The sequence below is a fragment of the Burkholderia cepacia complex sp. TUM26381 genome, from assembly GCF_057439935.1.
Map to the genome: position 1 here is coordinate 2,446,563 of NZ_CM172007.1, position 25,133 is coordinate 2,471,695.

Below are 25,133 nucleotides of genomic sequence, written 5' to 3' on the forward strand. Positions count from 1 at the left end.
CGCGGCGCGGCGCGGCGCGGCGCAGGACTAGATTCGCGTACGCGCCACACGCGCTGGGTATGATGTCGTTTCCGCCCCTTTCCGGCCTCGACATGCTCACCGTCCATCACCTGAACAACTCGCGCTCGCAGCGCGTGCTCTGGCTGCTCGAAGAACTGGATGTGCCGTACGAGATCGTGCGCTACGAACGCGATCCGAAAACGATGCTCGCGCCGCCCGAGTTGCGCGCGATCCATCCGCTCGGCAAGTCGCCGGTCGTCACCGACGACGGCCATACGTTCGCCGAATCGGGCGCGATCATCGAGTACCTGGTCGAACGCTACGGCAACGGGCGCCTCGCGCCGCCGCCCGGCTCACCCGAGCGGCACGATTACACGTACTGGCTGCACTACGCGGAAGGGTCGGCGATGCCGCCGCTGCTGCTCAAGCTCGTCGCGCTGCGGATCGCGCATGCGCCGATGCCGTTCTTCGCGCGGCCGATCGCGCGCAAGATCGCTGAAACACTGCAGTCGGGTTTCGTCGATCCGCAGATCGCGCTGCATCTCGGTCATATCGACAGCGCACTGCAACGCACCGGCTGGTTCGTCGGCAACGGCTTCAGCGCGGCCGACATCCAGATGAGCTTTCCGCTCGAAGCCGCGACCTCGCGCGGCGGCGGCAGCCGGTATCCCGCGATCGCGCGTTTCCTCGACGCGATCCACGCACGGCCCGCGTACCAGCGGGCGCTGGAACGCGGCGGCCCGTACGACCTGCTCAAGTAACCGGCGTCAGCTCAGCAACCCTGCCGCCACGTTGATCGACAGCCCGAGCACGGCCATGTTGAAGTAGAACGACAGGATCGACTGCGCGAGCACCGAGCGCCGCGCGGAGCGGTTCGCGAGCGACACGTCGGCCGTCTGCGACGCGACCGCGAGCGTGAACGCGAAATACAGGAAATCCCAGTAGTCGGGTTCGGGGTTGCGGTCGGGGAAGCGGAGCGCACGGTCGTTGGATGGCGATCCGTAATAGAGCCGCGCGTAGTGCAGCGTGAAGATCGTCGGGATCAGGAACCAGGCGCCAAACAGCGTCGCGCCCGTGATCGCGTAGTGGCTGAGCCCCGCGCTGAAGCCGACGCTCTTGGCCGTGGCGAGCTCGATCGCGATCGCGGCCACGCTCGCGACGGTCGCGAAGCACACGACGGTCAGCACGGTCGTCGCGTTTTCGTCTTCGCGGATCGCGACTTCGCGCACCTTGTGATGATGCGCGGTCACCATGCGCACCCACATCAGCACGAGATACAGCCAGATCGCGCAATCCCAGCCGATCAGCGCCCGCACGGCCGGACGCATCGGAAACGGCAGCAGCACCGCGCACAGCACGCCGGCGACGAACGCCGCGACCATGCGCGGCCGGTTGCGTAATACCTGCGGATAAAACGTCATCGTGTCATTCCGAAAGCGGATGGAAAGGGTTCGGCCGGCGCGCGGGACGGCCCGCTGTGCCGTGCCGGCGGGTAACGCGCCCCGATTATCGCCATTCCATCGTGACGTGGCGATGGGCACGAGCGCCTAAGATAAGGGGATGACTGCCACCGCCCCCCTCTGCCGCCACGCCGCGAACACGTCCGGCCGCGACTTCGTCGTCGGCGACCTGCACGGCTGCGTGGACGTGCTGCGCGCGCTGCTGCACGATATCCGCTTCGATCCGGCCCGCGACCGCCTGTTCTCGGTCGGCGATCTCGTCGATCGCGGCCCGGCCTCCGAAATCGCGCTCGAACTGCTCGACCGCCCGTGGTGCCACGTCGTGCGCGGCAATCACGAGGAGGTGCTGAGCCTCGTGTCGCGCGGCAAGGTGCCGCCCGATGCGTGGCGCGGGATCGGCGGCGACTGGGGCGCCGATCTGCCGCCCGAACGGCTGCACGCCCATGCGGCGCGCGTCGATGCGCTGCCGCTGGTGCGCGTGATCGGCGACGGCCCCGACCGCTTCAACGTGCTGCATGCGGAATTCTTCGGCTCGGACACGGATCTCGACGCGGGCAACTATCCGCACGACGTGCGCGAGCGGCTGATCTGGGGCCGCGACCTCGTTCAGGGGCTCGCCGATCCGGCGCGGCAGGCCGGGCTGTCGCTGACCTGCACCGGGCACACGCCCGTGCGTGCGCCGCAGCGGATCGGCGCGCAATGGTTCATCGATACGGGTGCGTTCGCGCCGTCCGGGCGGCTCACGCTCGCCGAGCCGCGCACCGGCAGCACGTGGTCGATGACGCAAGCCGAAGCGCGCGAGCGCCACGCGGGCGACTGGCCGCTACCCTGATGCGCCGACGCGCCGGTGCACCGGCTGGCGCCCTCGCCGCGCAACCGCCCGCGAACGCGCGAACGCTAGCCGACCTGGTTCAGTTCGAACACCGCATCGACGGCCGAGCCGTTCCAGTTGTATTCGAGATAGGCCGCGTGCTGACAGTCGCGCAGCAACGTCGTGCGGAACGCGGCAAGGCACTCGCCGCGCGGGTCGCGCACCGACGGATAGACGATCCCCGCACCGCCCGCGTTGCGCACCGCGCGGCCGAGCGCCTGCCCCGCACTGTAGTCGAGCGGATGCAACAAGGCGGGATCGCGCTGCGGCCACGCGCGCACGTCGGCCACGTCGCCCTGCGCGAGCACGGTATAGAGCCGCATCTGCTGGCGCATCGGCGGCTCCTTCGTCGCGGCCAGGAACAGCCCGCTGTGATAGCGCGTTTCGGCGATCGCCGTGTCGCGCGAGCGGGCGCAGTAGAACACACCGTAGCTGCCGTCGGAAAAGCGGCTGCCCAGCGGATTCAGGTGCGTGAACGCGGCCATGATCGGCCCCCAGCCCTGCCCGTAGCGGCGCTCGGCGGGCGGCACGAGGCCGAGCGTGCCGACTTCGGCGCGGATGCGGTCGTTGGTCAGCGATTCGAGCGCGTACAGCGCATCGAAATCGTCTGCCGACGCCACGCGATCGAACAGGTTGATCGCTGGAAAACGGGTGGGGATCACGCGGTAGGCCGGGGCCCAGTCGACGGCGGTCGTGGGCCATTGTCGTGTTTCGATCGGTGTCGTCACGCCCAGCCACCCCGCATCGCGTCGAGATAGTGCCGGATGGCGACCAGATCGCCGACGTTACCGGCGAGCATCCGGTCGAGCGCGCGCTTGCCGCCGAACGGCGCCGCGTCATTGGGCCGCCTGACCCACGCGTCGGCCGCGGCCGGCTGCGGCAGCAGGATCTGCAGCGCCTTGTAGATGCCGAGCAGCAGCGACAGCCGCTCGAGCGTATCGCGCGGCAGCCGCGCCGATTCCGGCGTGGCCTTCCACTTGAAGAACGTCGAACGGCCGGGCGACCCGAGCAGCACGATCTGCTCGTCGATCGTCAGCTCCCAGTCGCGCGCAATGTTGAAAAACGCGCGCAAGCCAGCCGCCGACATCTGCGCGACCGAAGCCTGTGGCGGGGCGGAATGCGAATCGTAGGCGGGCTGTGACATGATCGTTAGTCTCGAAATGAATTTACTAACAAGATTAGTCCATTTTCGCATTTTTGCAAGGGTCGTCCCCCATCGATCGGTCCACGCCTCCGACAAAACGATATTTTTTGTCCATTCTGGACTCCGATTTTATTTTCTGCGTTAATGGCCATGCGGACAGCGCGTCGGAACGCGACGCGTGTCCGGGAAACCGTGTCGCACAGAAACCGGATGCACCACGCCAAGGAACGCACCATGAAGAGACTGATTGCCGCTGTTTCGATCGCCCTGCTCGCGGTATCCGCAGGCCCCGCCGTCGCGAAAGACTGGACCACGATCCGCTTCGGCACCGATGCCAGCTACGCGCCGTTCGAGTCGAAGGCGCCCGACGGCAAGCTCGTCGGCTTCGACATCGACCTCGGCAACGAGATCTGCGCACGCCTGAAGGCGAAGTGCGTGTGGCTCGAGAACGATTTCGACGGCATGATTCCGGCGCTGAAGGCGAAGAAGTTCGACGCGGTGCTGTCGTCGATGTCGATCACGCCGCAGCGTGCGCAGCAGATCGGCTTCACGACGAAGATCTACAACCAGCCGACGCGGCTCGTCGTGAAGAAAGGCTCGCCGCTGCTGCCGACGGCCGAATCGCTGAAGGGCAAATCGATCGGCGTCGAGCAGGGCACGACGCAGGAAACGTATGCGAAGGCGTACTGGGGCAAGCAAGGCGCGAACGTCGTGTCGTACCAGAACCAGGATGGCGTGTATGCGGACCTGACGTCGGGCCGCCTCGACGCGGCGCTGCAGGATGAAGTGCAGGCCGCGATCGGGTTCCTGAAATCGCCGCGCGGTGCGAACTACACGTTCGTCGGGCCCGAACTCGTCGACGAGAAGGTGCTCGGCATCGGCGCCGGCATCGGGCTGCGCCAGGAGGACACCGACCTGAAGGCGAAGATCGACCGCGCGATCGTCGACATGGTGAAGGACGGCACCTACAAGCGGCTCGCGTCGAAGTACTTCGACTTCGACATCTACGGCGGTTGAAAAAACGGCGTCGCGCGCGTACGGGTACTGCTCCCGTCGCGCGCGTCCGACCGCCCCTCCCCTTCAACCGGATGGCAACGGCATCGCGCGGTTCGCCGTCGCATCGAATCCTTCTCGTCGTGCATCGCCTCCGCGGCACGACGTGTCGACCATCATTCGGATTGCAGATCAATCGCTCGCGGGAGCGACGGGCAATGCGAAAGGAGGTCGTGCTGCTTGAGTCAATAGGCGAAGATCGGGCGTCGCGGTACCGGCGCCCGTGTACACATGCCCATGCGGATCGGGTTGGCGTGCAGGAAAGTGCCGACCCGGCGCGGATGACCGGCAACCAGCCGGATCCGCCTCGCACCGGGCGCGGAGAGATGGCCTGTCGAGGCATGCCGGCCGGCTGCAAGTGCGACGTTCGACCGGCGATGTCCCGAATCACTGCGATCGCGGCCTGCCAGCCGCGGCGTGTGGCGATCGTTCATTTTTCTACCCCGTATGCAGTGTGATGTTTGTTCCGGCAACCGGATCATGCCGGTGCCCCGACGATCGGGCGACGACGCGCCGTGCTCGCCGTCACGCGGCCGCTGCACCGCGCTCCGACACCGCATCCCCGCGGACTGCGTCCTGGCCGGACCCGGCTGCCTTCGCCGCCGAACCGGACGGACCTCGCGTCGTCGACTCTCGCACGACACTCTCCGCAAGGAGCGGGCCAGCTCCGCGCGAGCCCGTCCGGACAAGGGGTCGGCCGGGCCGGCCGGCAGCTCGAGCGGGTGTGGAATGCCGGAAGTTGCGAAACTGAAACATGCGATGCGCGGCGCTCGCCGGACGCGTGACGGCCGGGCCTTGCGGGATAAGGCTGAACAATGATGCGCGGAAAATTTACCGACGGGGAGCGAGCCGGCCGGCCCGGTTCGCCGCGAAAATTCACCCGGTTGCCAGCGCGAAACGTTTCATGCGCTTTACATGCGGCCGGCGCAGGGCCGGCCCGCTCGCGCGGCTATACTGCGGCACCGCTTCCCGCGACGCCACGCTGCCCGAACGACCGCCCACGATGATCCGCACCCTCTATGCCGCCGAACGCGCCAGGCTGATCCGCTTCGGCGTGTCGGGCCTCGGCTCGACCGCGCTGCATGCGCTGATCGCCGCCGCGATGTTCGCGCTGTTCGACGCGACGCCCGTGGTCGCGAACGCAACCGCGTTCGTCTGCTCGACCGCGTTCTCGTATCTCGCCAATACGCTGTGGAGTTTTTCGTCGCCGGTGACGTGGAGCAACTTCGTGCGCTTTCTCGCGGTCGCGATGGCCGGCCTCGTCGTGACGATGCTGCTGGCGCACGGCACCGAGGCGCTGGGGCTCGCCCGCGCATGGAGCATCGTCGCGGTCGTGCTGTGCGTGCCGCCCGTCACGTTCGTGCTGCACCGGCTCTGGACCTATCGCTGAGCCGGTTCGCACGCACCGCGCGCCGCTCAGCCGACCCGCTGATGCCCGGCGTCGCCGGACGGCGCGCCGTCGTGCCCGCCGCTGTCGCCGTTCCCGCCGTTGTTGTCGTGGTCGTTCAGCCCGTGCTCGATCATCATCCGGTAGAGCGTCACGCGTGAAATGCCGAGTTCGGCGGCGGCCTTGTTGATCCGGTGGTCGTTGCGCAGCAGCGCGTTTTCGATCGCGGTGCGTTCGGCAAGCGCCCTCGCCTGTTCGAGCGTCACGGGTTCGGTTTCGCCGGGCGTGTCGAGCCCGAGATCGTGCGGCGTCAGCAGCCGGCTCTCGGCCATCACGATCGCGCGCCGCACGCGGTTGATCAGCTCGCGCACGTTGCCGGGCCACTCGTAGCGCCGCATCGCATCGAGCGCGGCCGACGTGAAGCCGCTGATCTTGCGGCCGCTGTCTGCCTTGAATTTCTGCAGCACATAGTGCGCAAGGATGTCGATGTCCTTGCCGCGCGCGCGTAGCGGCGGTTCGTGGATGCGCAGCACGCACAGGCGGTGATAGAGATCCGCACGGAAGCGCGCGGCCTCGACCGCGCCGTCGAGATCGACGTGCGTGGCCGAGATGATCCGCACGTCGACCGCGATCGATTCCTGCCCGCCGAGCCGCTCGATCTTGCCCTCCTGCAGGAAGCGCAGCAGGCTCGCCTGGCTTTCGACCGGCATGTCGCCGATTTCGTCGAGAAACAGCGTGCCGCCGTTCGCCGATTCGATCCGGCCCGCGCGCCGCTGGTTCGCGCCGGTGAACGCGCCGCGCTCATAGCCGAACAGCTCTGACTGCAGCAGGTGATGCGGAATCGCGCCGCAATTGATCGCGACGAACGGTCCCTTGCCGCGGACGGAGCGCTCGTGGATCGCGAGCGCCGTCAGTTCCTTGCCGGTGCCCGACTCGCCCGAGATGAACACGCTCGCGTCGGTCTTCGCGACTTTGCGGATCGTGCTGAACAGCTGCTGCATCGCCTCGCAGTTGCCGATCATCCCGTGTTCGCCGATGGACGCCGCATACGCGGCACCGTCGACGCGATCGAGCGCGGCCATCCCGCGCGCATGGCCGAGCACGTGCGAAATCCATTCGTACGGCAGCGGCAGCGTCACGTAGTCGAAGCAATAGCTGCGGATCAGTTCGCGCACGGCGGGGCCGATCGTGATGCCGGCCTGCGCGATGGAAATCCAGCCGATCGCCGGCTGGCTCAGGCACGCCTTCAGCGCGGGATAGTCGCGCGACGTGAACCCGGTGAAATCGACCAGCCCGGCTGCGACGTTCACGCCGGACGTCATGTTCTGCGCGGCGCCGGCCGTCTTTGCAACCGCAATCTCCCAGCCAAGCCCGCGCAGTTGCGCCAGCAACGGCTCGTCGGGCGTGCGCATGATCACGAACAGCTTGCGCCCGGCCTCGGGTGCGGTGACGGAGACATCCGTCATCTCGGGCGCTGCCTGCCCGTTTGCGTCGGGTGACCTTGCAACCATCGTTGTTCCCCGCTTGGCGTTGGTATCGTGCGCCGGCTCGCCGCCGCATACGACGGACCACGATCGAACCGACATATTGGCCGTATTTCCGTCCGAATAAAATCCCCCCGCGCACGAATCGCACGAGAGTTGGACGCTTTCATGAACGGTATATCGATGCGTTCGGCCGGCGGCTAGATGGGTGTTATCCCGGTGGCGGGGCGGCTTGACACCCGAGCGGGCAGGCGCCCGCCGCGCAAAGCCACGCCGGTGCTGGCGCGCAGCGTTTGCGCATGAAGTGACGCACGCAGATTCGGCGCGCCGGTGCGCACGTGTGCAGCCGGTCGGCCGGACAGGCGAGCACCCGCGCAACCGATTCCGGTTGATTTCCGTCAATCGTCAGACGAAGCCGGTTGATGCGGGAACGCAACATGCTCCGCGCAACGCCGCGCATGATCGCGCGGCGGATCGTGTCAGCGGCCCGATGCGAGCGGCGCCGGTGCGTTCGCGCGGCCGCGGCCGGCCGGCGTGCCGGCGTGTTCGCCGTATGTGGCGGCCAGCGCGTCGACTCGCGCCAGATGATGGTGATTGTCGTGGTCCCACGGATGGAAGCCCGGCCGGAAAAAGCTCAGCCATTCGCCGGCGATGCGCGGGAACAGCCCGCGGCGCGGCCCGTACAGGAACGCGATCATCCGCAGCATGCCGCGCACGTGATGGCCGGCACCGCGATCGCGCCACAGCAGCGTCGCGTGCATCAGGAACACGGTCGGCCAGAACGTCAGCGTCGTCAGCAGATACACGCCGATGCGGATCAAATAGCGGCGCAGCCCCGGTTTCATCGCGGTATTCCACACGTCAAACGACACGGCCTTGTGCTCGGTTTCCTCGAGCGCGTGCCAGATCCACATCTGCCGGTAGCCTTCGACCGAGCCTTCGAGGCGCGTCGGGTCGCGCAGCAGCCAGTCGGCGAGCATCGCCGTGTAGTGTTCCGCCGCGACCGTATGCGCGAGCTGCACCGAATGCGGCAGCTTGCGCTTCATGTAGCCGAGCACCGCCCACACGCGCTTGTCGAGCTTGCGCGCCGGCAGGTGGTTCGCCTGCATCAGCTCGTTGTATTCGATGTGCTCGCGCGTGTGCATCGCCTCCTGGCCGATGAAGCCGAGCACCTGCTGCTTCAGCACGGGATCGTCGATCCGGTCGCGGTAGTTGCGCACCGAATCCATGAAGAAACGCTCGCCGGCCGGGAACAGCAGCGACAGCGCGTTGAAGAAATGGGTCACATGCGACCCGAGTCCATGCCAGTCCTTCGCGCGTTCGACCGGCAGGTCGAAGCGCAGGTCGCGGCGCACCGGCATGATCCCGGCTGCGGTGGCGGAAGCGGCTGACTTCATGTTCATGGTTCTCCTGGTTCCGGACGGCCCGGCACGTCATCCGACACGGCCGGCGCGGGCCCGGGCGGCGCATCGCGCACCGCCAAAATCTTGACATCGACAGATGTAAAGATAGGCCGCCCGCGCCGGCGCATGCAAGCCGCGCGGTAGATGCGCGCTTCCAAACAGGGCACGGTCGAAACGGCGCAAAAAACGGCGCTCGAACGGCGCCCGGACAGGGCGCGATTCGAACGCGCAGGCGGGCTGGCGGACGATGTGCGGCGCCCGGCGTCGCGCCCCACTGCCGGCCCGACAGCCTCGTGCGGCGGGCGTTTGACGGAATCCGCCGCGGGCGGTCGACAGGTGGCGGATCGCAGCGGTAGCGCCGATTCATACGCGCGGCGCACCGCAACGGTGCAACCCCGATCGCGGAGCCCGTGAAAAATTCAAACGCGCGTTCCAATGGCGTTTCGAGCGAGCGCGGCCACGGCAACCCGCCGCCGGCTCCGGCACGCGCGCGACGAGCCGCAAGCCACCTGCGACGGCGCGCGGCGCGCTCGCCTACAATAGCGGTTTTACGCAACCTCTTTCAGGAGAAGTCATGTCTGTCATCACGACCGAATCGGGCCTCAAATACGAAGACCTGACCGAAGGCACCGGCGCGGAAGCGCAAGCCGGCAAGACCGTCAGCGTCCACTACACGGGCTGGCTGACCGACGGTCAGAAATTCGATTCGAGCAAGGACCGCAACGACCCGTTCGCGTTCGTGCTCGGCGGCGGCATGGTCATCAAGGGCTGGGACGAAGGCGTGCAGGGCATGAAAGTCGGCGGCGTGCGTCGCCTGACGATTCCGCCGCAACTCGGCTACGGCCCGCGCGGCGCAGGCGGCGTGATCCCGCCGAACGCGACGCTCGTGTTCGAAGTCGAACTGCTCGACGTCTGACGTCGCACCCGGCCGTTTCCGTCCGATGCCACGCATCGCCTCCCCCGCCATCGCGCTGCGCCGCTACGACACGCGCGAAGCGTCGGACGTGCACGACTTCCACCAGGTCGTGCTCGGCGTCGATGGCGCGATGGTGATGGCGGTGGACGGAATCGGCCAGCGCATCGACCGGCACGCGGCCTGGCTGATACCGGCCGGCGCGCGCCACGACTATGCGGGCCTCGGCGACAATCGCCAGCTCGTGATCGACCTGCCCGCCACGTCGCTCGCGGTGCCGCAACGGCTGTTCGACCGCGCGCGCGCCGTGGCGATCGACCCGGCGCTCACGTCGCTCGTCGCGCAGGTCGCGGCGGCGGCCGCGCAACACGATGCGCCGGCCGGCGACGCACGGCAGGCCGCCGCGCACCGTTTCCAGTGGCAGGCCGCCGCGCGCCTGTGCGACGCGCTGCTCGACGACGCCGGCATCGCCGCGCCCGCGTCGGGCCTCGATTTCGCGCGCATCGACCGCTGGCTGCGCGCGCGGCTCGCGGAGCCGCTGCGTATCGCCGATCTTGCCGCGCATTGCGGCTACGGGATGCGCCGGTTTCATCAACTGTTCGTCGACGCGTTCGGCGAAACGCCCCATCGCTACCTGCAGCGGCTGCGGCTCGACGCGGCGGTCGTGCTGCTCGCCGACGGCCGCCACCCGCTCGTCGACATTGCCGGCCTGGTCGGCTTCGCGGACCAAAGCACGTTCACGCATGCGTTCACGAAACGCTTCGGCGTCGCGCCCGGACGCTGGCGCGGCGAACGGCATTGAGCCCATCGGCCTCACTGAACACGCAGCCGCGTCGGCATAGGTATCGACGCTTCACGTCCCGCTGAAACATCACCCGTCCGTCGCGTCCTACGATGGGTGCATGGATACGACCACCCCCTCCCCCGCTTTCCCGTCCACGCTCGCACGCGTCGTCGCAACCGTCAGCATCGGGTTCGTCGTCACGCAGCTCGACGTGACGATCGTCAACATCGCGCTTGCGCATCTCGCGGCCGACCTGCACCTGCCGGTGGCCGGCCTGCAGTGGGTCGTCGATGCGTACACGCTCGCGTTCGCTGTGCTGATGCTGTCGGGCGGCGCGCTCGGCGACCGCTTCGGCGCGCGCCGCCTGTACATCGCGGGCCTCGTGCTGTTCGCGCTCGCGTCGCTTGCGTGCGGCGCCGCCGTCACACCCGCGATGCTGATCGCGGCCCGCGCGCTGCAGGGCGTCGGCGCCGCGGCCATGCTGCCCAATTCGCTCGCGCTGCTCAACGACGCGTGCCGGCACGACCCGCGCCTGCGCGCCCGTGCAGTCGGCTGGTGGACGGCCGCCGGGTCGATCTCGATCGCGGCCGGCCCGGTCGTCGGCGGCCTGCTGATCGCCGCGTGGGGCTGGCGCGGCATCTTCCTCGTGAACCTGCCGCTGTGCGCGGCGGGGCTCGCGGCCGCGTTCGCGTGGGCGCCGGCGCGCCGCGAACCGGCAGTGCCTTCCCGTCCGGTCCGTGCGCTCGACCTGCGCGGCCAGTTCATCGCGATCGCGATGCTGACCGCGCTGACCGGCGCGGTCATCGAATGGCAGCCGCTCGGCTTCGCGCATCCGGTCGTGGCCGGTGGTTTCGTGCTGGCGGCCCTGGCCGCGCTCGCGTTCGTCGCGGTCGAGTCGCGCACGGCCACGCCGATGCTGCCGCTGTCGCTGTTCCGCCATCGCACGTTCAGCGCGGCCGTGCTGTTCGGGATCTGCGTGAACCTCACCTACTACGGCACCGTATTCGTGCTCGCGCTCTACCTGCAGCGCGCACGCGGCGAATCGGCGCTGCAGGCGGGTCTCGCGTTCCTGCCGCTCACGGGCGGCTTCCTGCTGGCGAATCTCGCGAGCGGGCGCGTCGTCGCGCGTCACGGCCCGCGCGCGCCGATGCTGGCGGGCGCGCTCGTTGCCGCGCTCGGCTACGGATCGCTGCATTTCGTCGACGCATCGACACCGCTTGCCGCGCTGCTCGTGCCGTTCCTGCTGATTCCGACGGGCATGGGGTTCGCGGTGCCGGCGATGACGACCGCCGTACTCGCATCGGTCGCGCCCGAACGGGCCGGCATCGCGTCGGCCGTGCTGAATACCGCGCGGCAGGCCGGCGGCGCGATGGGCGTCGCGGCGTTCGGCGCGCTTGCCGGCGGTGGCGGTGCATCGCAGGTCGTCAGCGGGCTACGGATCGAAACGGCCGTGTCGGTCGCGCTGCTGGTCGCCGCCGCGCTGCTCGCGACACGCGTGCGGCCCGATGCGCATCGCGGCGCCTCGGGCGCGCATCGGGCGATGCCGGCGACCGATTGAGCACCGGCGGTCACGCGTCGCCCGGATCGGGCTGGATCAGGTGACGCCACGGAAAGACGTTGCGCTTGAAGTGGCTCACGTACCCGCCGCCGCTGGCCTGGATCACCATGAACTGCAGCCGCGGATGCAGCGCCTGCAGCGCTTCGAGCGCCTCGAGATCGAGACAGGTATTGCGCAGATGCAGCGTATGGAGCCGCTGGCCGGCCGGGCTCCTCAGCAAACGCTCGTAAGCGTCGAACGACGTCACGCTGCCGACGCCGCGCTCGTGCTTCCACGCCGCATGCAGTTCCGTCGATTCGGAGAAGTCGAGGCAGCCGAGCGACGACAGGTTGTCGCTGCCGGCAAGACGGTCGATGAACTGCTGGGTGTCGCTGCTACCACCGATGCGCAGCCGGCCCAGGTGCGGCAACGGCACGTCGAAGAAGCGCGCATCGGGCGCATTCGGCACCGTCAGCTCGGCAAGGAACGGCGCCTTCGCAACGAAACGGGCAATCTCGCCGCCCTCCTGCATGATGAGGCCGCGGCGTACGATCATCGACAGGTTGTGATCGGCCGGTTCGGTGGGCCGCACATAGAGCGAGCGCAGCATCGGAAAGTGCGCATCCGAATCGAGCAGCGGACCGAAATCCCATTCGCGCGTGCCGTTCGCCCCCTCGTCGGGGCCGCTGAACGCCAGATCGGTCACGAGGCTCGCGACCTCCCGTTCCGCCAGGCATGCCAGCACCCGGTCGAGCGGCTCGCCCCACGCTTCGCCGAAATACCGGACATGCAGCCCGGCCCGCATCGGCGCGACGTCGACATGGTTGAAATCGGTCAGCCACAGCGGCTCCGCCGGATCCGAATGGTCGTGCCCGTCCTCGGCGCCTTCTCGCTCGCAAGCGTCGTGAATACGGCGCTGCAGATCGAGCAACCGCCGATAACCGGCGGAATCCAGCGGATGGGTCATGGCGAAGCAACTCCGGTCGACGACGATCGCGACAGTCTAGCCGACCGACCGGCCGCCACGCATCGCGCTCACTGCCGCGCCACCGCAGCTTCAGCGCCGATCTTCTTCACGACCGTCTCGGCCGCCTTCAAAGGCCGACCATCGTCGTGCCGCAGCGCAAGCTTGCGGATCGCGCGCCCCGTGCTGCGATCGACCAGCACCGAATGCGGCTCGCCGCGCGCGAACAGGTTCGCTTCGCCCCACTGCCGCAGCATCACGATGACCGGAAACAGCCCGTCGCCCTTTTTCGTCAGCGCGTACTCCTGATACGCGGTGCCGTCCGACGCCGGCACGACGTCGAACACGCCGGCGTCCACCAGCATCTTCAGCCGGTCGGACAGGATGTTGCTCGCCACGCCGAGGCTCGCGCGGAAATCGCCGAAGCGGCGCACACCGTCGAACGCATCGCGCACGATCAGCAACGCCCAGCGATCGCCGACGATATCGGTCGCCCGCGCCACCGGGCACGGCGAATCCGCAAGACTTTTCTGCCTGGCCATGTTCCTCTCCGCAATCGTGCCGGCCGCCTTTGCGGCAGCGCCGGCCATCCGTGCGCGAGCCGCCGCCCGCCGCACAACAGGTTGCATTTTAAAACTACTTTTCCTACACTCCACACCAGTTTCATTTTGCAACTACTTTGCGTGAGGAAACCCATGGCGTCTTCCTGTCAATCCGGCACCGTTGCTTCGAACGGGCCGACACATGCAACGCATCCGGCCGAAGACGGCCGCCTGTCTTCGGCACGCGTCGCATTGCTGGCCGCCTGCTGCGCGGCGAGCGTCGCGAACGTGTACTACGCGCAGCCGCTGCTCGATTCGATCGCGCGCGATTTCGGCGTGTCGCAGGCGGCCGTCGGCGGCGTCATCACCGCGACGCAACTCGGCTGCGCGCTCGCGCTGCTGTTCGTCGTGCCGCTCGGCGACCTGCTGAACCGCAAGCGCCTGATCGCCGTGCAGCTTCTGCTGCTGACGGCAGCCTGCATCGGCGTGGCCGCGTCGTCGACGCGCATTGCGCTGCTAGCGGGGATGGTGGCCGTCGGCCTGCTCGGCACCGCGATGACGCAAGGGCTGATCGCGTGCTCGGCGGCCCTCGCGGGCGCAGGCGAACGCGGCCGCGTGGTGGGCGCCGCGCAAGGCGGTGTCGTGGTCGGGCTGCTGGCCGCGCGCTCGCTGGCGGGTATCGTCACCGACATCGCGGGCTGGCGTGCGGTCTACCTGGTGTCGGGCGTGCTCACGATCGCGATGCTCGTGGTGTTGTCGCGGCTGCTGCCCGACACGCACGCGCCGCGCGAACGCATCGGGTACGTCGCGCTGCTGCGCTCGATGGTGTCGCTGCTGCGACATGAACGCGTGCTGCACGTGCGCGGTGCGATCGCGCTGCTGATGTTCGCGGCGTTCAGCATCTTCTGGAGTGCGCTCGTGCTGCCATTGAGCGCGCCGCCGCACGCGATGTCGCATACGCAAATCGGCGCATTCGGCCTCGTCGGCGCGCTGGGTGCGGCGGCGGCGGCCCGCGCGGGCCGGCTCGCGGATCGCGGGCGCGGCGAAGCGACGACCGGCGCCGCGCTCGCGCTGCTCGCGTGCTCGTGGCTGCCGCTCGCGTTCGGCAATACGTCGATTGCGCTGCTGATCGTCGGCATCGTGCTGCTGGACGTCGGCGGGCAAGCCGTCCATGTCGTCAACCAGAGCATGATTCTCGGCGCGCGGCCCGATGCGCATGCACGCCTCGTCGGCTGCTACATGCTGTTCTACTCGGTCGGCAGCGGGCTCGGCGCGATTGCCTCGACGATGATGTATGCACGCGCCGGATGGACGGGGGTCTGCGTGCTCGGCGCGGTCGTGAGCGTGGCCGCGTTCGGCGCATGGGCCGTGACGCTCCGGCGCGCGTGACGCGCGCCGGCCGTGTGGATCGGTGTGGATCGGTGTGGATCGACCGGGAAAAGCCGGCCCGCCCTCGTCGGGCGGCCGGCGCGCGAACCGGTCGCGAACATGCGCCGGCCCGGCTTTCGGGTTCGGCGCGCCAGGGACGCGCCGCGGACGCTCAGCCTGCCGCCTGGATCGCCTCTTCGTACACGCCGGCGACGCGTCGCGCGATCACCGCGTTGTCGAAATGATCGCGCGCATACCGCTTGCACGCGGCTTCGTCGGGCAGCGCGATCGCGCCCGACAGCGCGCCGCCGAGCCCTTCGGCAATCGCATCCGCGCCCGTCGACGGCAGCACGAGATCGTCGGACAGCCCGGCAACCGCCTCCGGCAACCCGCCGACCGGCGTGACCAGCACGGGCGTGCCGGACGCGAGCGATTCGACGGTGATCAACCCGAAGCCTTCGAGCGCGACCGTCGGCACGACGCTGATCGTCGCCGCGCGGTACAGCGCCGCGAGATGATGGTCGGGCACGAAGCCGAGCAGCTTCACGTTGTCCTGGAGCCCGGCATCGTCGATGCGCTGCTGCAGCTCCTCGCCGATCTTGCCCTTGCCGGCGATCAGCAGCAGCACGTCCGGGTGACGGTGCTGGACGAGGCCGATCGCATCGATCAGGTCCTCCAGCCCCATGCGCCGCACGAGCCGGCGCACGGCCAGCACGATCGGCCGGTCCTGCGGCAGCTGCAGCTTGTGCCGCGCCTCGGCGGGCGTGAGCGGCGTGTCGAACTGCGCGGTATCGACACAGCCGGGAATGACGCGTACGCGCGACGGATCGATCCCGTAGCGGTTCGTCAGGATCTGGCCGAATGCCTGCGACAGCACGATCAGCCGCGACGAGCGCGTATAGACGGCCTGTTCGAGGTAGCGCTTCGCGCGCTGCCCGAGCGATGCGGCGCCCTCGACCTGGCTTTCGTCGGCCCACGGCCCCTGGAAGTGCGACACCTGCGGAATCCCGCGCGTCACGTCGAGCCCCGGGAACGTGTACAACGCGAAGTGCGACGAAATCACGTCCGGCCGCTCGCTGCGGATCTCCTCGCGCAGCGCGCGCCGCGCGGCGAGCATCCGGCGCGCGAGCGGCTCCGATGCGGGACCGAAGCCCTGGATCGCCCCGCCCGTGTCGTCGGCGACCTTCGGCGAGCCCGCAACGAGCCCGCGCACCTCGACGCCCGCGCCCGGCAGCGCGCCGACGAGCGAGTAGTACATCCGGTCGAGGCCGCCCGCGCGTTCGGGGAACCAGTGCATGCCGATCTGCAACGATTTGATCGGCCGGGAAGATTGAGACATCACGGTTGCTCCTGCGTGATTGCATGCTCGACCCGCTCGAAGGCGGACGGCTGCGTGGGTTGGCCGATGCGCCGGTAGAGCGCGACGTACTGGGCACCCATGTGCGCCCAGCCGAAACGGGTCATCAGTTCGCGGGCCGCGTCGCCCATCGCGCGGCAGGTGCCGCGCGAGGCCGCGAGCGAGCCGATCGCCTGCGCGAGCGCGGCCGGATCGTCCGGGTCCTCCAGCACGATCCCGCATTCGCGCGTGATGATTTCCGCGCCGCCCGCCGTGCGCGCGGTGACGACCGGCAGCCCGGCCGCCATCGCCTCCAGCAGCGACAGGCTCATCGCTTCGTAGCGCGACGGAAAGACATACGCGTCGACCGAACGCATCAGCGTCGGCATGTTTTTCACGAGACCGAGGAAATGCACGCGCGAATCGATGCCGAGCGCACGCGCCTCTTCCGGATAAGGGCTGCCGGGCAGATAGCCGGCCACCGCCAGATGCACGTTCGCCGGCAGCTTCGTCAGCGCCTTCAGCACGGTGCCGAGGTTCTTGCGCGGCGTGCGCAGGTCGCCGACGAACAGCAGCAGGAACGCGTCGTCCGGCAGCTCGAACGCCGCGCGATCGGCCTGCGCGCCCGCGAACGCACTGCCGTCGACGCCGTTGTAGATCACGCTGATCTTGCGGCTGTCGATCCCGAGCCCGGCGATCTCGTCGGCCACCTTCTGCGACACCGCGGTAATCGCGCGCGAGCGCCGGTAGGCCCAGCGCTCGAGCACGGTGTTCACGCGCGTATAGACATACTGGTAAGCCGACCACACCCCCTTCGTGGGGCCGAACGGATAGTACGGACTCTTGAACCAGCCGCCGTGCACGAAGTGCGCGGTATTCACGTCGGCCTTGATCCATGAAATGAAGCCGTTCACGTGCAGCACGTCGTATTCGCCGCGGTGCGCGCGCAGCCAGGCCGCGCTCTTCAGCGCGAACACCTGCTGCTTGACGAGATTCGACGGCCAGAAGCCGCCGACCTTCACCGGCACCCAGCGCACGCGCGGGTCGGCCAGCAGCTCCGGCGCGACATGCGACGCGACCAGCGTGACCTCGTAGTTCTCGGCCAGCGCCGCGCGCGCGATTTCGTAATTGACGCGGCCCTGCCCGTCGTTATGTCGCACGACATGCGTGACGATCGCGATTCTCAATGGTCGCCTCCCCGTGAACGCGCGGCGGCCAGCAGGCGTTGTGCCTTCTGCCAGTGCGCCGCGGCAAGTATCGAAAAAATGGCTGTGAACATCAGCAGGCCGCCCGTGCCGATCAGCGAGTTCGTGAACACGAGCATCGCGAGGGTCGACAGGCACAGGCTCAGGCACGCGGCGACGAACTTGTCCTTGCGCAGCTTGAAAGCCGCGCGCAGCGCGCGGCCGAACAGCATCACGACGCCGGCGAGATACAGCAGCGTGCCGGGCCAGCCGAGCACGAACGGCACGTTCATCACGCCGCTGTCGAAGCTGCCGTACTTGCCGAGCTCGCCGCTGTCGCTCGACAGCTTCGTCGACGCCCCCGTCGCGCCCATCCCTTCGCCGGCGACGTCGGTGAACGCGGTCTGCGCGAAGGTCGCGTAGAACTTGTTGCGATCGTCGTAGCTCCGGTCGTCCTTCAGGTTCGTGATCGACTGCAGACGCGCGCCCAGACGGTCGGCCACCGGCCCGACGGTCAGCAGCGGCACGCAGAGCCCGACCAGCACGATGCCGCTGATGAGGATCCGCATCCGCACGCGGTTGTTCGACTGAGCCAGCTGGATCGCGAGCGCGATCACCCAGCCGCCCCACGTCGAGCGCACGAGACACAGCGCGAACGACACGAAGCCGGCCGCCCCGGCGAACCAGCGGATCTTCTGCGGCGCCGCGAACACGAACACCAGCGCGCCCATGATCGCGAACGCGAACGGCCCCGACGAGTTCATCGTGCTGAATACCCGCACGCCGTACGGCACCGGCTCGCCCTGCGAACCCATGTCCGACCCGATCATCCACAGCACGTCCCACTGCGGCATCACGAAGTACTGCACGACGCCGTACACGCCCATCACGAGCATGCCCCACATGAACGTGGACAGCAGCACGTCGCGGTACTCGGGATAGTCGCGCGAGTTGACCATGATGTGAAAGCCGATCAGCACCGGGTACACCCAGTTCGCGAGGTCGTAGGTCGCGGCCATCACGCCGCTCGACACGATTCCGACGAGATAGGCGTACGCGAGCCCGAACAGCATCAGCAGCACGGGTATCCCGCGCCGCTGCGCGAGCGCGCGGTAATGCCTGAGCAGCCCCAGGCCCGCGATCATCGTCACCGCGAGCGGCGCGACCTGGATCAGGCTCGTCGGCGTGAACGCGCCCTTCGACCAGTCGGCGAGACGCCGCACCTCCGGGCTCAGGAACCACACCCACCACATGAAGCCGACATAGCGCGCCGGGCTCTTGAAATACAGCCAGATGCCGACCGCGATGGCCAGCACCGGAAACGCGAGCGTCAGTACCTTGCCCTGGTGGATGGCGATCAGCGCTGCGGTAAACGTCCACAATCCGGCCTGCCCGGCCCAGTGCTTCGGCTCGGCGAACCAGCGGCGGTTGCGCGACGGGGCGCGTTCGGCGGTAATCGTACTCATCGATCCGCTCTCAACGCGACGACGGACGCGAATCCGCGAGCGGCATCGTCACGCCTGCCGCGGCCGGCGTGCGGCGCCGGCGCAGCATGTCGCGCGTGATCCGCACGTGCTGCTCGGCGAACGCCCGGGTGGTCAGGTCGCGTTCGCGCAGGCACGCGGCAGCCGCCCGCGCACAATCGAGCGCCGCAACCGGATCGGCGACGAAGCGGTCGGCCGCCTGGCGCATCGCCTGCGCATCGAACGCCGGCACATAGGCGGCCGTATCGTGCGGGAAGTAGTCGCTGAGCCCGCCCACGTCGGACACGATCATCGGCTTGCCGACGGCCGCCGCCTCGAGCATCACGGTGATGCCCGACGCATGGAAATTCGGCCGCAGCGGCACGACGATCACGTCGGCCCACGCATACAGCTCGTGCTGCTTCGCGAGCCCCGACGCCGAGCCGATCTTCACGTTCGGCGCGTGCCATTCGCGCGGCACGCGGCGGCGCGTCGCGAGCCGCACGTCGTAACGCTCGTCGCCGCCGAACGCGGCGAGGAACGTGCGCCAGTCGCGATCGCGGTCGTTGCCGATCGCCGCGATCCGCAGCGGCCGGCTCGGCTTCCATTGCTGCGGCTCGGTCGGCGGGAAATCCTGCGTGTTCAGCCCGTAGTAGACGAACTCGGCTTCGCGCCCGAGATAGCGGCGGCACAGGTCCGCGTTGTCGCGGGCGAGCGTGGTCAGCGCGTCCGCGCGCTTGAGCAGCTTGCGGTACAGCCAGCGGCGCGGGCCGCCGAAGCTGCCCCACTTGTCGAACAACCACACGCTCTGCGCGAGCAGCAACGGGCGCTTGCCCTGCGCGCCGGCGAGCTTCAGGATCAGCGACGCGGCGAGGTGCTCCTGTTCCGTGTGTGTCCAGATCACGTCGGTATTGAGCAGTTCGGCGCGGTTGCGCCAGGCATGCACGAGATCGAAGCCGAGCGCCGCCTTCAGCGCACGGCGCGCGAGGCTCGCGACGCGGTTCTCGCCGCCGTCCTGCGAATAGGTCAGCCGGAATTCGTCGGATTCGGCATGGTGATAGCCGTACAGGCAGCCGATGTTCTCGCCTTTCCGGTAGGTACGCGGATCGGCGCCGTAAAACAGGTGGACGTGGACGTTCGTTGCAGTCATGTCAGCCTCCGCCGGGCCGCCTGGCAGTCGGACGGACAAGCCCTCCGGAGACGGGGGGGCTGCGCCCCCCCATGCGAACGGCGTGAGCGTGGGGATTGTTTCATTTCGAGCCCTCCGGGCGTGGCCGTGCGCGATGCGCGCGAGCCGTTCAAGACGTCACCGGCGGCATCGCCGCACGGTGGGGGGCAAGGTTCGTGCGGCGCGCATCGCGCGCGCCGCGGCGCACCGCGCGCCAGTGCGCGAGCACGCGGCCGCGCCGTGCGGTATGCAGCGACAGCAGCACGTGCGCGAAGCCCGGGTAGACGCGCGTGCCCACCAGCGCCCACCACCACCACGCGATCTCGCGCCGTACCGGCGGCAGGTGCTCGCGCAGCGTCAGCTGCAGGTTGTACGCGCCGTTGCTGATCGCATTCAGCGATGCCGCATCGCGCCGGTCGTCGTCGAAGCGCTCGGCCGGGAAATGATCGACGGCGATCGCCGGGTCGTACAGCAGCTTCCAGCCCGCACGCTGCACCTCCATGCTGAACGCGGTGTCGTTGTGCGCCTGTGCGCCCGCGCCGCGCAGCCGCGTATCGAAGTGCAGCCCGGCGATCGCCGTGCGCCGGTAGCTCATGTTCGCGCCCTTCAGCGTGTCGACTTCACGCGCGCCGCCGACACCGAGGTGATGATTGCCGATGATCTTGCCCGACAGCGTGAGCTGGCCGACCAGCTCGCGCGACTCGTCGAGCAGGCGGCCCTTCTCGTGTACCCAGTCGCGGCCGCCGACCGCGCCCACACGCGGGTCGGACAGGAACGCGGCTTCGATGCGCGCGAGCCAGTCGGGATGCGGCGCCGCATCGTCGTCGGTGATCGCGACGACGTCGCCGTGTACCGAGTCGAGCCCCTTGTTCAGTGCGGCGACCTGCCCCGTCACGTCGACCGGCACGATGCGCAGCGGCAGCGCGCCGCCGACCGCCGGATCGGCGAGCCGTTCATGCGTGGCATCGTCCTCCGGGCGCGCGACGACGATCACCTCGTCGGGCAGCCGCTGCTGCCGCTGCAGCGCCAACAGGCAGCGCGCGAGGTCGGCGGGACGCCGGTAGGTCGGAACGAGCACGGAAATTTTCATCGATGGTTCTCCAGTCGGCCGGGCCGGCGGCACGCGCTGCCCGCCCGGTTACGCGCGTTGCGGATCAGGCGCTCAGGTATTCGTGCACGGCCGCATAGCCGCGACCGTAGCCGCGCGCCTTCGGCGGCACGCCGTTGAAGATCCCGCCTTCCAGATCGACGCCCGCGGTGCGCAGGCGCTTGATCGCATCGGCGATCTCGCCTTCGGTATGCATGCCCGAGCGCAGCACGAGGAACGCCGAGCCGGCCATGCGGCCGATGATGGTCGCGTCGGTCACCGCCAGTACCGGCGGCGAATCGATCAGCACGACGTCGTAGCGCTTGCCGAGCCCTTCGAGGTATTGCGGCAGGCGCGTCGACATCAGCAGTTCCGACGGATTCGGCGGGCGCGTGCCGGCCGCGATGAACGACAGGCCCTGCACCGGCGTTTCGCGCACCGCATCCTCGAGCGCCGACTGGTCGCTCAGCAGCTCGGACAAGCCCGGCTGCGCGGTCAGGCCAAAGTAGCGGTCGAGCAAGCCGCGACGCATGTCGGCGTCGATCAGCAGCACGCGCTTGCCCGAATGGGCGAGCAGCACCGCGAGGTTGACCGTCAGGAAACTCTTGCCGATGCCGGGCGTCGGGCCCGTCAGCACGATCACGCGGTTCTTCGCATCCATCATCGCGAACTGCATCGCGGTGCGCAGGCTGCGCAGGCTCTCGACGCTGAGATCCTTCGGACGCAGGCTGGCGAGGATCGGCCGTGCCCGGCCACCGCCCTTCTCGGCCGCCGCGTCGAGCTTCACCTGCTCGGCGCTTTGCGGCACCAGCCCGTACAGCGGCAGGTTGAACGCGCGCTCGATGCGGTCCGGATCCTCGATGCCCTGGAACATGTTGCGGCGCAGGAACACGACGCCCGTGCCGAGAATCAGGCCCAGGAACACGGCTGCCGACAGGATCAGCACCTTCTTCGGCTTGACCGGATCGCCCGGACGCAGCGCCGAATCGATCAGGTGGATGTTGCCGCCCGTGCCCGCCTTCTGCACCGACAGCTCCTGCACGCGGTTCAGCAGCAGCACGTAGATGTCCTCGGCGACCTTCGCGTCGCGCTGGAGCTGGACGGCCTTCACTTCGGTGGCCGGCAGGCTACGGAAGCGGTTGCTGAACTTGTCCTTCTCGCCCTGCAGTTCCGCGAGCTGCTGCTTCGCGGCGATCACCATCGGGTGCGAATCGGTGAAACGCTGCGCGAGCGACGCGAGTTGCAGGCGCTGCGCGGCGATCTGCTGTTCGTACTGCACGCTGCCTTCAAGGTAGACCTTCGCCTCGTCGCTCGCGTTGATCGAGCCCGACGTGCGCTGGTACTGCGTCAGCGCGGCTTCCGCGCGTTCGAGGTCGGCCTTCAGGCGCGGTTCCTCGCCCTTCAGGAAGTCGAGCATCTTGGTCGCTTCGGCCTGCTTCGCGACCACGTGCTGGTTCAGGTACGACTGCGCGAGCGCGTTCGCGATCGCGGCGGTCTGGTCCGGGTCCTTGCCTTCGAGCGAGATCTGCACGACACCCGTCTGCTTGCCCTGCTCGGTCACCTGGATGCCGGCCTGGAACCCGCTGATCGCATCGAGATCGTTGTAGCGGACCACCGTGAACTGCGTGCCGGGGCGCGCGACGAGGTGCTTCACGAGCAGCGACACGCCGCCGCCCTGTGCCGATTCGCCGACGCGGCCCGACAGCAGCCGTTTCCCGTTCTCGTCGGCCAGCGAATAGGTGTCGTTGGGGCCGGCCGTCAGCGTCAGCTTCTTGCCTTCGAGCACGGGATCGACGTTGATCGTGTCGACGTCGGCGACTTCGCCGCCCCACGCATACGATTTCAGGCCGAGCCACGGCCGCGCCGGCTCGCCCGTCGTCGCGAGGCGCGCGGCGAGACTGCCGATCACCGGCAGCGTCTTCGGCACGACCGAGAAGTTCAGCTTGAACTGCTCGACGACCGGCGCGACGACGCCGCGGCTCTTGATGATCTCGATTTCCGCATCGGTCGGCGCCTGCTGCGGGCCGCTGTTGATCATCGCGCCCGTCTGCGTCTGGGTGAGCGCCTGCGACGTGTTGTCGTTGCCCTCGACGCGCACGTGCACATCCGCCTGGTAGACCGGCTTGGCGATGAAGCAGTAGAGGCCGGCGAGTGCGATGACCGTCACCGCGATGCCGAGCAGCAGCCAGATGTCGTCCATGATCACCTGGAGCAACTGGCCGAGGACGACGTCCTCTTCCTCGGTTTTCGCGGTCAGATCCGCGTAGGAGTGTTTCGCTTGCGTGTTCACCATTCGTTCCCGCTTGAGTGGTGCCGGGGCGGAGGCGCCGCCCCGGCGGGCTATCAGCGTGTGATTTGCCGCATGTAGAAGATCGTCTGGATCGTCGGCAGCACCTGCTGCAGCACACGGTTGAACTGCACCGAGCTGGCCGTGCTGACGTACACGACGTCGAGCGGTTGAAGCGGGAAGCGGCTCGACAGCATCAGCGCGTCGGGCTGCGTCATGTCGAGACGGAACACTTCAGGCTTCGTCGGGTTGTCGCGCATCCCGCGCATCACGTAGATCTTGCGCGGGTTCGCGTCGGTGTCGAGGATGCCGCCGCCCGCCGTCAGCGCGTCGGCGATGGTCAGCCTGCCCTTGAGCATCGGCACCGTGACCGGCGTCTTGACCTCGCCCATGATGAACACGCGGCTGTCGCTGCGGTCCGGCACGTTGACGATGTCGCCCGCCTGCAGCATCACGTTCTTGTTGACCTCGCCGCGATCGAGCACGCCGTTCGCGTCGAGCGTGTAGAGCTTGCCGTCGCGCGTCAGGCGCACGCGCTGCAGGTCGGCCTCGTTGGTCGAGCCGCCCGAGCGCGAGATCGCGTCGACGAGTGTCAGCGGCACGTCGCTCATCGCGAGCGGGCCCGGCTGCTTCACTTCGCCCGTCACCTGCACCTTCTGGCTGCGGAACGACAGCACGCGCACGTCGAGCTGCGGATTCTTCACGTAGCGCGACAGGCTGGACGCCATCTGCTCGCGGATCTGCGCGACCGTCTTGCCCGCCACGCGCACGCGGCCGACGAACGGGAAGAAGATCGTGCCGTCGGCGCCGACCGTCTGGCCGTACGGATCGGCCTGGCCCGGCAGCGCCGTCGTATACGGCTGCTGCAGCGCGCCCGCGACCGATTGCGTCGTGTTGCCGCCGCTCGAGAACGACTGGCCCTGCGGCGTCGTCAGCTCGGGGTGATCCCACACGGTGACGCCGAGGATGTCCTGCGGGCCGACGCGATACGTGTACTGCGACGGATCGCTATAGCGCCCAGGCGGCAGCGGATGGTCGACCTGCGCTTTCTGCAGCTGGTCCATCACCACTTTGGCGTCGATGTAATGAACCGGATAGGTTTCGGCCGCTTCCTGCCGGCCTTCGTCCTTCAGGTTCGACGAATCGAGGTAGTTGCCGGGAGCGGTTGCACAGGCTGACAGGAAAGTCGTCAGCGCAACGGCAAGCGCCACCGGACGCATTGGGCGCATCGGGCGTTTCAGCATAGTTTCTGTAGCCATCCTTGAACCAGGCGTTCGATCAGTGAGTAGCTCTCGCGGTAATCGGCTTCGGGGCCGCCGTGCGGGTCGGCAATCTCGGCCCCTTCCCACTTGCCGAGCAGGTGAACCTTGCCGCGCGCGAACGGATCGACCTTTTCGACGGCCGCAATCTGTCCGCGCTCGCTGACGAGAATCAGGTCGGCGTCGCGCACGATCCGGCGCGACAGCCGCCGCGACCGGTGGGTCGTCGCATCGACGCCCCGCTCGGCGAGCAGTTGCCGCATCACCGGATCGATGCCCTCGCCGTCATTCGCATGCACGCCGGCCGAGTGGAACGTCGGGCGCGGGCCGCCGCGCGACGCGGCGTGCGACTTGAACAGCATTTCCGCTGCCGGGCTGCGGCAGACGTTCGCGTGGCAGACGATCAGGATGTTCCGGAACATGGTGTCTCGTAACGAGT

At 68.5% G+C, this 25,133-nt stretch carries 24 protein-coding genes; 8 read left to right on the forward strand and 16 right to left on the reverse strand.

Going from position 1 to position 25,133, the window contains the following annotated elements; all coding sequences use genetic code 11:
• The first annotated feature begins 92 nt into the window (after positions 1 to 92).
• The gene (locus tag ACWMMN_RS27595; protein WP_059240774.1) at positions 93 to 761 is read left to right on the forward strand and encodes a glutathione S-transferase; all 669 of its coding nucleotides are present in this window, start codon (positions 93 to 95) and stop codon (positions 759 to 761) included.
• 6 nt (positions 762 to 767) lie between these two features.
• Here ACWMMN_RS27595 and ACWMMN_RS27600 read toward each other — a convergent pair whose 3' ends face one another.
• Positions 768 to 1,421, reverse strand: coding sequence for a DUF1345 domain-containing protein (locus ACWMMN_RS27600; protein WP_059237342.1), 654 nt, complete (start codon positions 1,419 to 1,421; stop codon positions 768 to 770).
• A 139-nt stretch (positions 1,422 to 1,560) separates the two neighbouring features.
• Between ACWMMN_RS27600 and ACWMMN_RS27605 the strand changes: the two genes are divergently transcribed.
• Positions 1,561 to 2,292, forward strand: a complete 732-nt coding sequence (locus tag ACWMMN_RS27605) for a metallophosphoesterase (RefSeq protein WP_059237343.1) — start codon at positions 1,561 to 1,563, stop codon at positions 2,290 to 2,292.
• Positions 2,293 to 2,357: 65 nt separating this feature from the next.
• On the opposite strand, the gene ACWMMN_RS27610 is transcribed toward ACWMMN_RS27605, so the two are convergent.
• Positions 2,358 to 3,059, reverse strand: coding sequence for an RES family NAD+ phosphorylase (locus tag ACWMMN_RS27610; protein WP_486423413.1), 702 nt, complete (start codon positions 3,057 to 3,059; stop codon positions 2,358 to 2,360).
• Entirely contained in the window at positions 3,056 to 3,475 is a 420-nt protein-coding gene (locus ACWMMN_RS27615) for an MbcA/ParS/Xre antitoxin family protein (RefSeq protein ID WP_059237345.1), read from the reverse strand. Before ACWMMN_RS27615 ends, ACWMMN_RS27610 begins: the two co-directional genes overlap by 4 nt.
• 234 nt (positions 3,476 to 3,709) lie before the next feature.
• Here ACWMMN_RS27615 and ACWMMN_RS27620 point away from each other — a divergent pair, with 234 nt between their 5' ends.
• Positions 3,710 to 4,492: an ABC transporter substrate-binding protein gene (locus ACWMMN_RS27620; protein ID WP_059240775.1), complete on the forward strand. Its 783-nt coding sequence runs from the start codon at positions 3,710 to 3,712 to the stop codon at positions 4,490 to 4,492.
• A gap of 221 nt (positions 4,493 to 4,713) precedes the next feature.
• Here ACWMMN_RS27620 and ACWMMN_RS27625 read toward each other — a convergent pair whose 3' ends face one another.
• Positions 4,714 to 4,962 (reverse strand): hypothetical protein, encoded by a 249-nt coding sequence (locus tag ACWMMN_RS27625; RefSeq protein ID WP_081051935.1) that lies wholly within the window; start codon positions 4,960 to 4,962, stop codon positions 4,714 to 4,716.
• A gap of 569 nt (positions 4,963 to 5,531) precedes the next feature.
• Between ACWMMN_RS27625 and ACWMMN_RS27630 the strand changes: the two genes are divergently transcribed.
• Positions 5,532 to 5,918, forward strand: a complete 387-nt coding sequence (locus ACWMMN_RS27630) for a GtrA family protein (RefSeq protein ID WP_059237346.1) — start codon at positions 5,532 to 5,534, stop codon at positions 5,916 to 5,918.
• 26 nt (positions 5,919 to 5,944) lie between these two features.
• Here ACWMMN_RS27630 and ACWMMN_RS27635 read toward each other — a convergent pair whose 3' ends face one another.
• Positions 5,945 to 7,426: a sigma-54 dependent transcriptional regulator gene (locus ACWMMN_RS27635; protein WP_059237347.1), complete on the reverse strand. Its 1,482-nt coding sequence runs from the start codon at positions 7,424 to 7,426 to the stop codon at positions 5,945 to 5,947.
• A 452-nt stretch (positions 7,427 to 7,878) separates the two neighbouring features.
• The gene (locus ACWMMN_RS27640; protein ID WP_256086632.1) at positions 7,879 to 8,796 is read right to left on the reverse strand and encodes a metal-dependent hydrolase; all 918 of its coding nucleotides are present in this window, start codon (positions 8,794 to 8,796) and stop codon (positions 7,879 to 7,881) included.
• 580 nt (positions 8,797 to 9,376) lie between these two features.
• Here ACWMMN_RS27640 and ACWMMN_RS27645 point away from each other — a divergent pair.
• From ACWMMN_RS27645 to ACWMMN_RS27655, 3 genes are all read left to right on the forward strand, one after another.
• Positions 9,377 to 9,718, forward strand: coding sequence for an FKBP-type peptidyl-prolyl cis-trans isomerase (locus ACWMMN_RS27645; protein WP_006479474.1), 342 nt, complete (start codon positions 9,377 to 9,379; stop codon positions 9,716 to 9,718).
• Between the two features lie 25 nt (positions 9,719 to 9,743).
• Positions 9,744 to 10,517: an AraC family transcriptional regulator gene (locus tag ACWMMN_RS27650; RefSeq protein WP_059237348.1), complete on the forward strand. Its 774-nt coding sequence runs from the start codon at positions 9,744 to 9,746 to the stop codon at positions 10,515 to 10,517.
• 100 nt (positions 10,518 to 10,617) lie between these two features.
• Entirely contained in the window at positions 10,618 to 12,057 is a 1,440-nt protein-coding gene (locus ACWMMN_RS27655) for an MFS transporter (RefSeq protein ID WP_256086634.1), read from the forward strand.
• A 10-nt stretch (positions 12,058 to 12,067) separates the two neighbouring features.
• On the opposite strand, the gene ACWMMN_RS27660 is transcribed toward ACWMMN_RS27655, so the two are convergent.
• Both ACWMMN_RS27660 and ACWMMN_RS27665 read right to left on the reverse strand, forming a co-directional pair.
• Positions 12,068 to 13,003 carry a hypothetical protein gene (locus ACWMMN_RS27660; RefSeq protein ID WP_486423414.1) on the reverse strand — a complete coding sequence of 312 codons (936 nt, stop codon included), beginning with the start codon at positions 13,001 to 13,003 and terminating at the stop codon, positions 12,068 to 12,070.
• A 68-nt stretch (positions 13,004 to 13,071) separates the two neighbouring features.
• The gene (locus ACWMMN_RS27665) at positions 13,072 to 13,542 is read right to left on the reverse strand and encodes a winged helix-turn-helix transcriptional regulator (protein ID WP_486424102.1); all 471 of its coding nucleotides are present in this window, start codon (positions 13,540 to 13,542) and stop codon (positions 13,072 to 13,074) included.
• Positions 13,543 to 13,695: 153 nt separating this feature from the next.
• On the opposite strand from ACWMMN_RS27665, the gene ACWMMN_RS27670 reads away from it, so the two are divergent.
• Entirely contained in the window at positions 13,696 to 14,931 is a 1,236-nt protein-coding gene (locus ACWMMN_RS27670) for an MFS transporter (protein WP_486423415.1), read from the forward strand.
• Between the two features lie 151 nt (positions 14,932 to 15,082).
• On the opposite strand, the gene ACWMMN_RS27675 is transcribed toward ACWMMN_RS27670, so the two are convergent.
• From ACWMMN_RS27675 to ACWMMN_RS27710, 8 genes are all read right to left on the reverse strand, one after another.
• Positions 15,083 to 16,249 (reverse strand): glycosyltransferase family 4 protein, encoded by a 1,167-nt coding sequence (locus ACWMMN_RS27675; protein WP_486423416.1) that lies wholly within the window; start codon positions 16,247 to 16,249, stop codon positions 15,083 to 15,085.
• Positions 16,249 to 17,433 (reverse strand): glycosyltransferase family 4 protein, encoded by a 1,185-nt coding sequence (locus tag ACWMMN_RS27680; RefSeq protein WP_486423417.1) that lies wholly within the window; start codon positions 17,431 to 17,433, stop codon positions 16,249 to 16,251. The genes ACWMMN_RS27675 and ACWMMN_RS27680 overlap by 1 nt, the downstream gene beginning before the upstream one ends.
• On the reverse strand, positions 17,430 to 18,896 hold the full coding sequence (locus tag ACWMMN_RS27685; RefSeq protein ID WP_059237355.1) for an O-antigen ligase family protein: 1,467 nt from the start codon (positions 18,894 to 18,896) through the stop codon (positions 17,430 to 17,432). Before ACWMMN_RS27685 ends, ACWMMN_RS27680 begins: the two co-directional genes overlap by 4 nt.
• 10 nt (positions 18,897 to 18,906) lie before the next feature.
• Positions 18,907 to 20,043, reverse strand: a complete 1,137-nt coding sequence (locus ACWMMN_RS27690; protein ID WP_059237356.1) for a glycosyltransferase family 4 protein — start codon at positions 20,041 to 20,043, stop codon at positions 18,907 to 18,909.
• Positions 20,044 to 20,191: 148 nt separating this feature from the next.
• Positions 20,192 to 21,151 carry a glycosyltransferase family 2 protein gene (locus tag ACWMMN_RS27695; RefSeq protein ID WP_059237357.1) on the reverse strand — a complete coding sequence of 320 codons (960 nt, stop codon included), beginning with the start codon at positions 21,149 to 21,151 and terminating at the stop codon, positions 20,192 to 20,194.
• A gap of 64 nt (positions 21,152 to 21,215) precedes the next feature.
• A complete protein-coding gene (locus ACWMMN_RS27700) occupies positions 21,216 to 23,441 on the reverse strand; it encodes a polysaccharide biosynthesis tyrosine autokinase (protein ID WP_059237358.1) in 2,226 nt (741 codons plus the stop codon).
• Between the two features lie 50 nt (positions 23,442 to 23,491).
• Positions 23,492 to 24,694, reverse strand: a complete 1,203-nt coding sequence (locus ACWMMN_RS27705) for a polysaccharide biosynthesis/export family protein (protein ID WP_404823493.1) — start codon at positions 24,692 to 24,694, stop codon at positions 23,492 to 23,494.
• On the reverse strand, positions 24,673 to 25,116 hold the full coding sequence (locus ACWMMN_RS27710; protein ID WP_486423418.1) for a low molecular weight protein-tyrosine-phosphatase: 444 nt from the start codon (positions 25,114 to 25,116) through the stop codon (positions 24,673 to 24,675). The genes ACWMMN_RS27705 and ACWMMN_RS27710 overlap by 22 nt, the downstream gene beginning before the upstream one ends.
• Between the last annotated feature and the right edge of the window lie 17 nt (positions 25,117 to 25,133).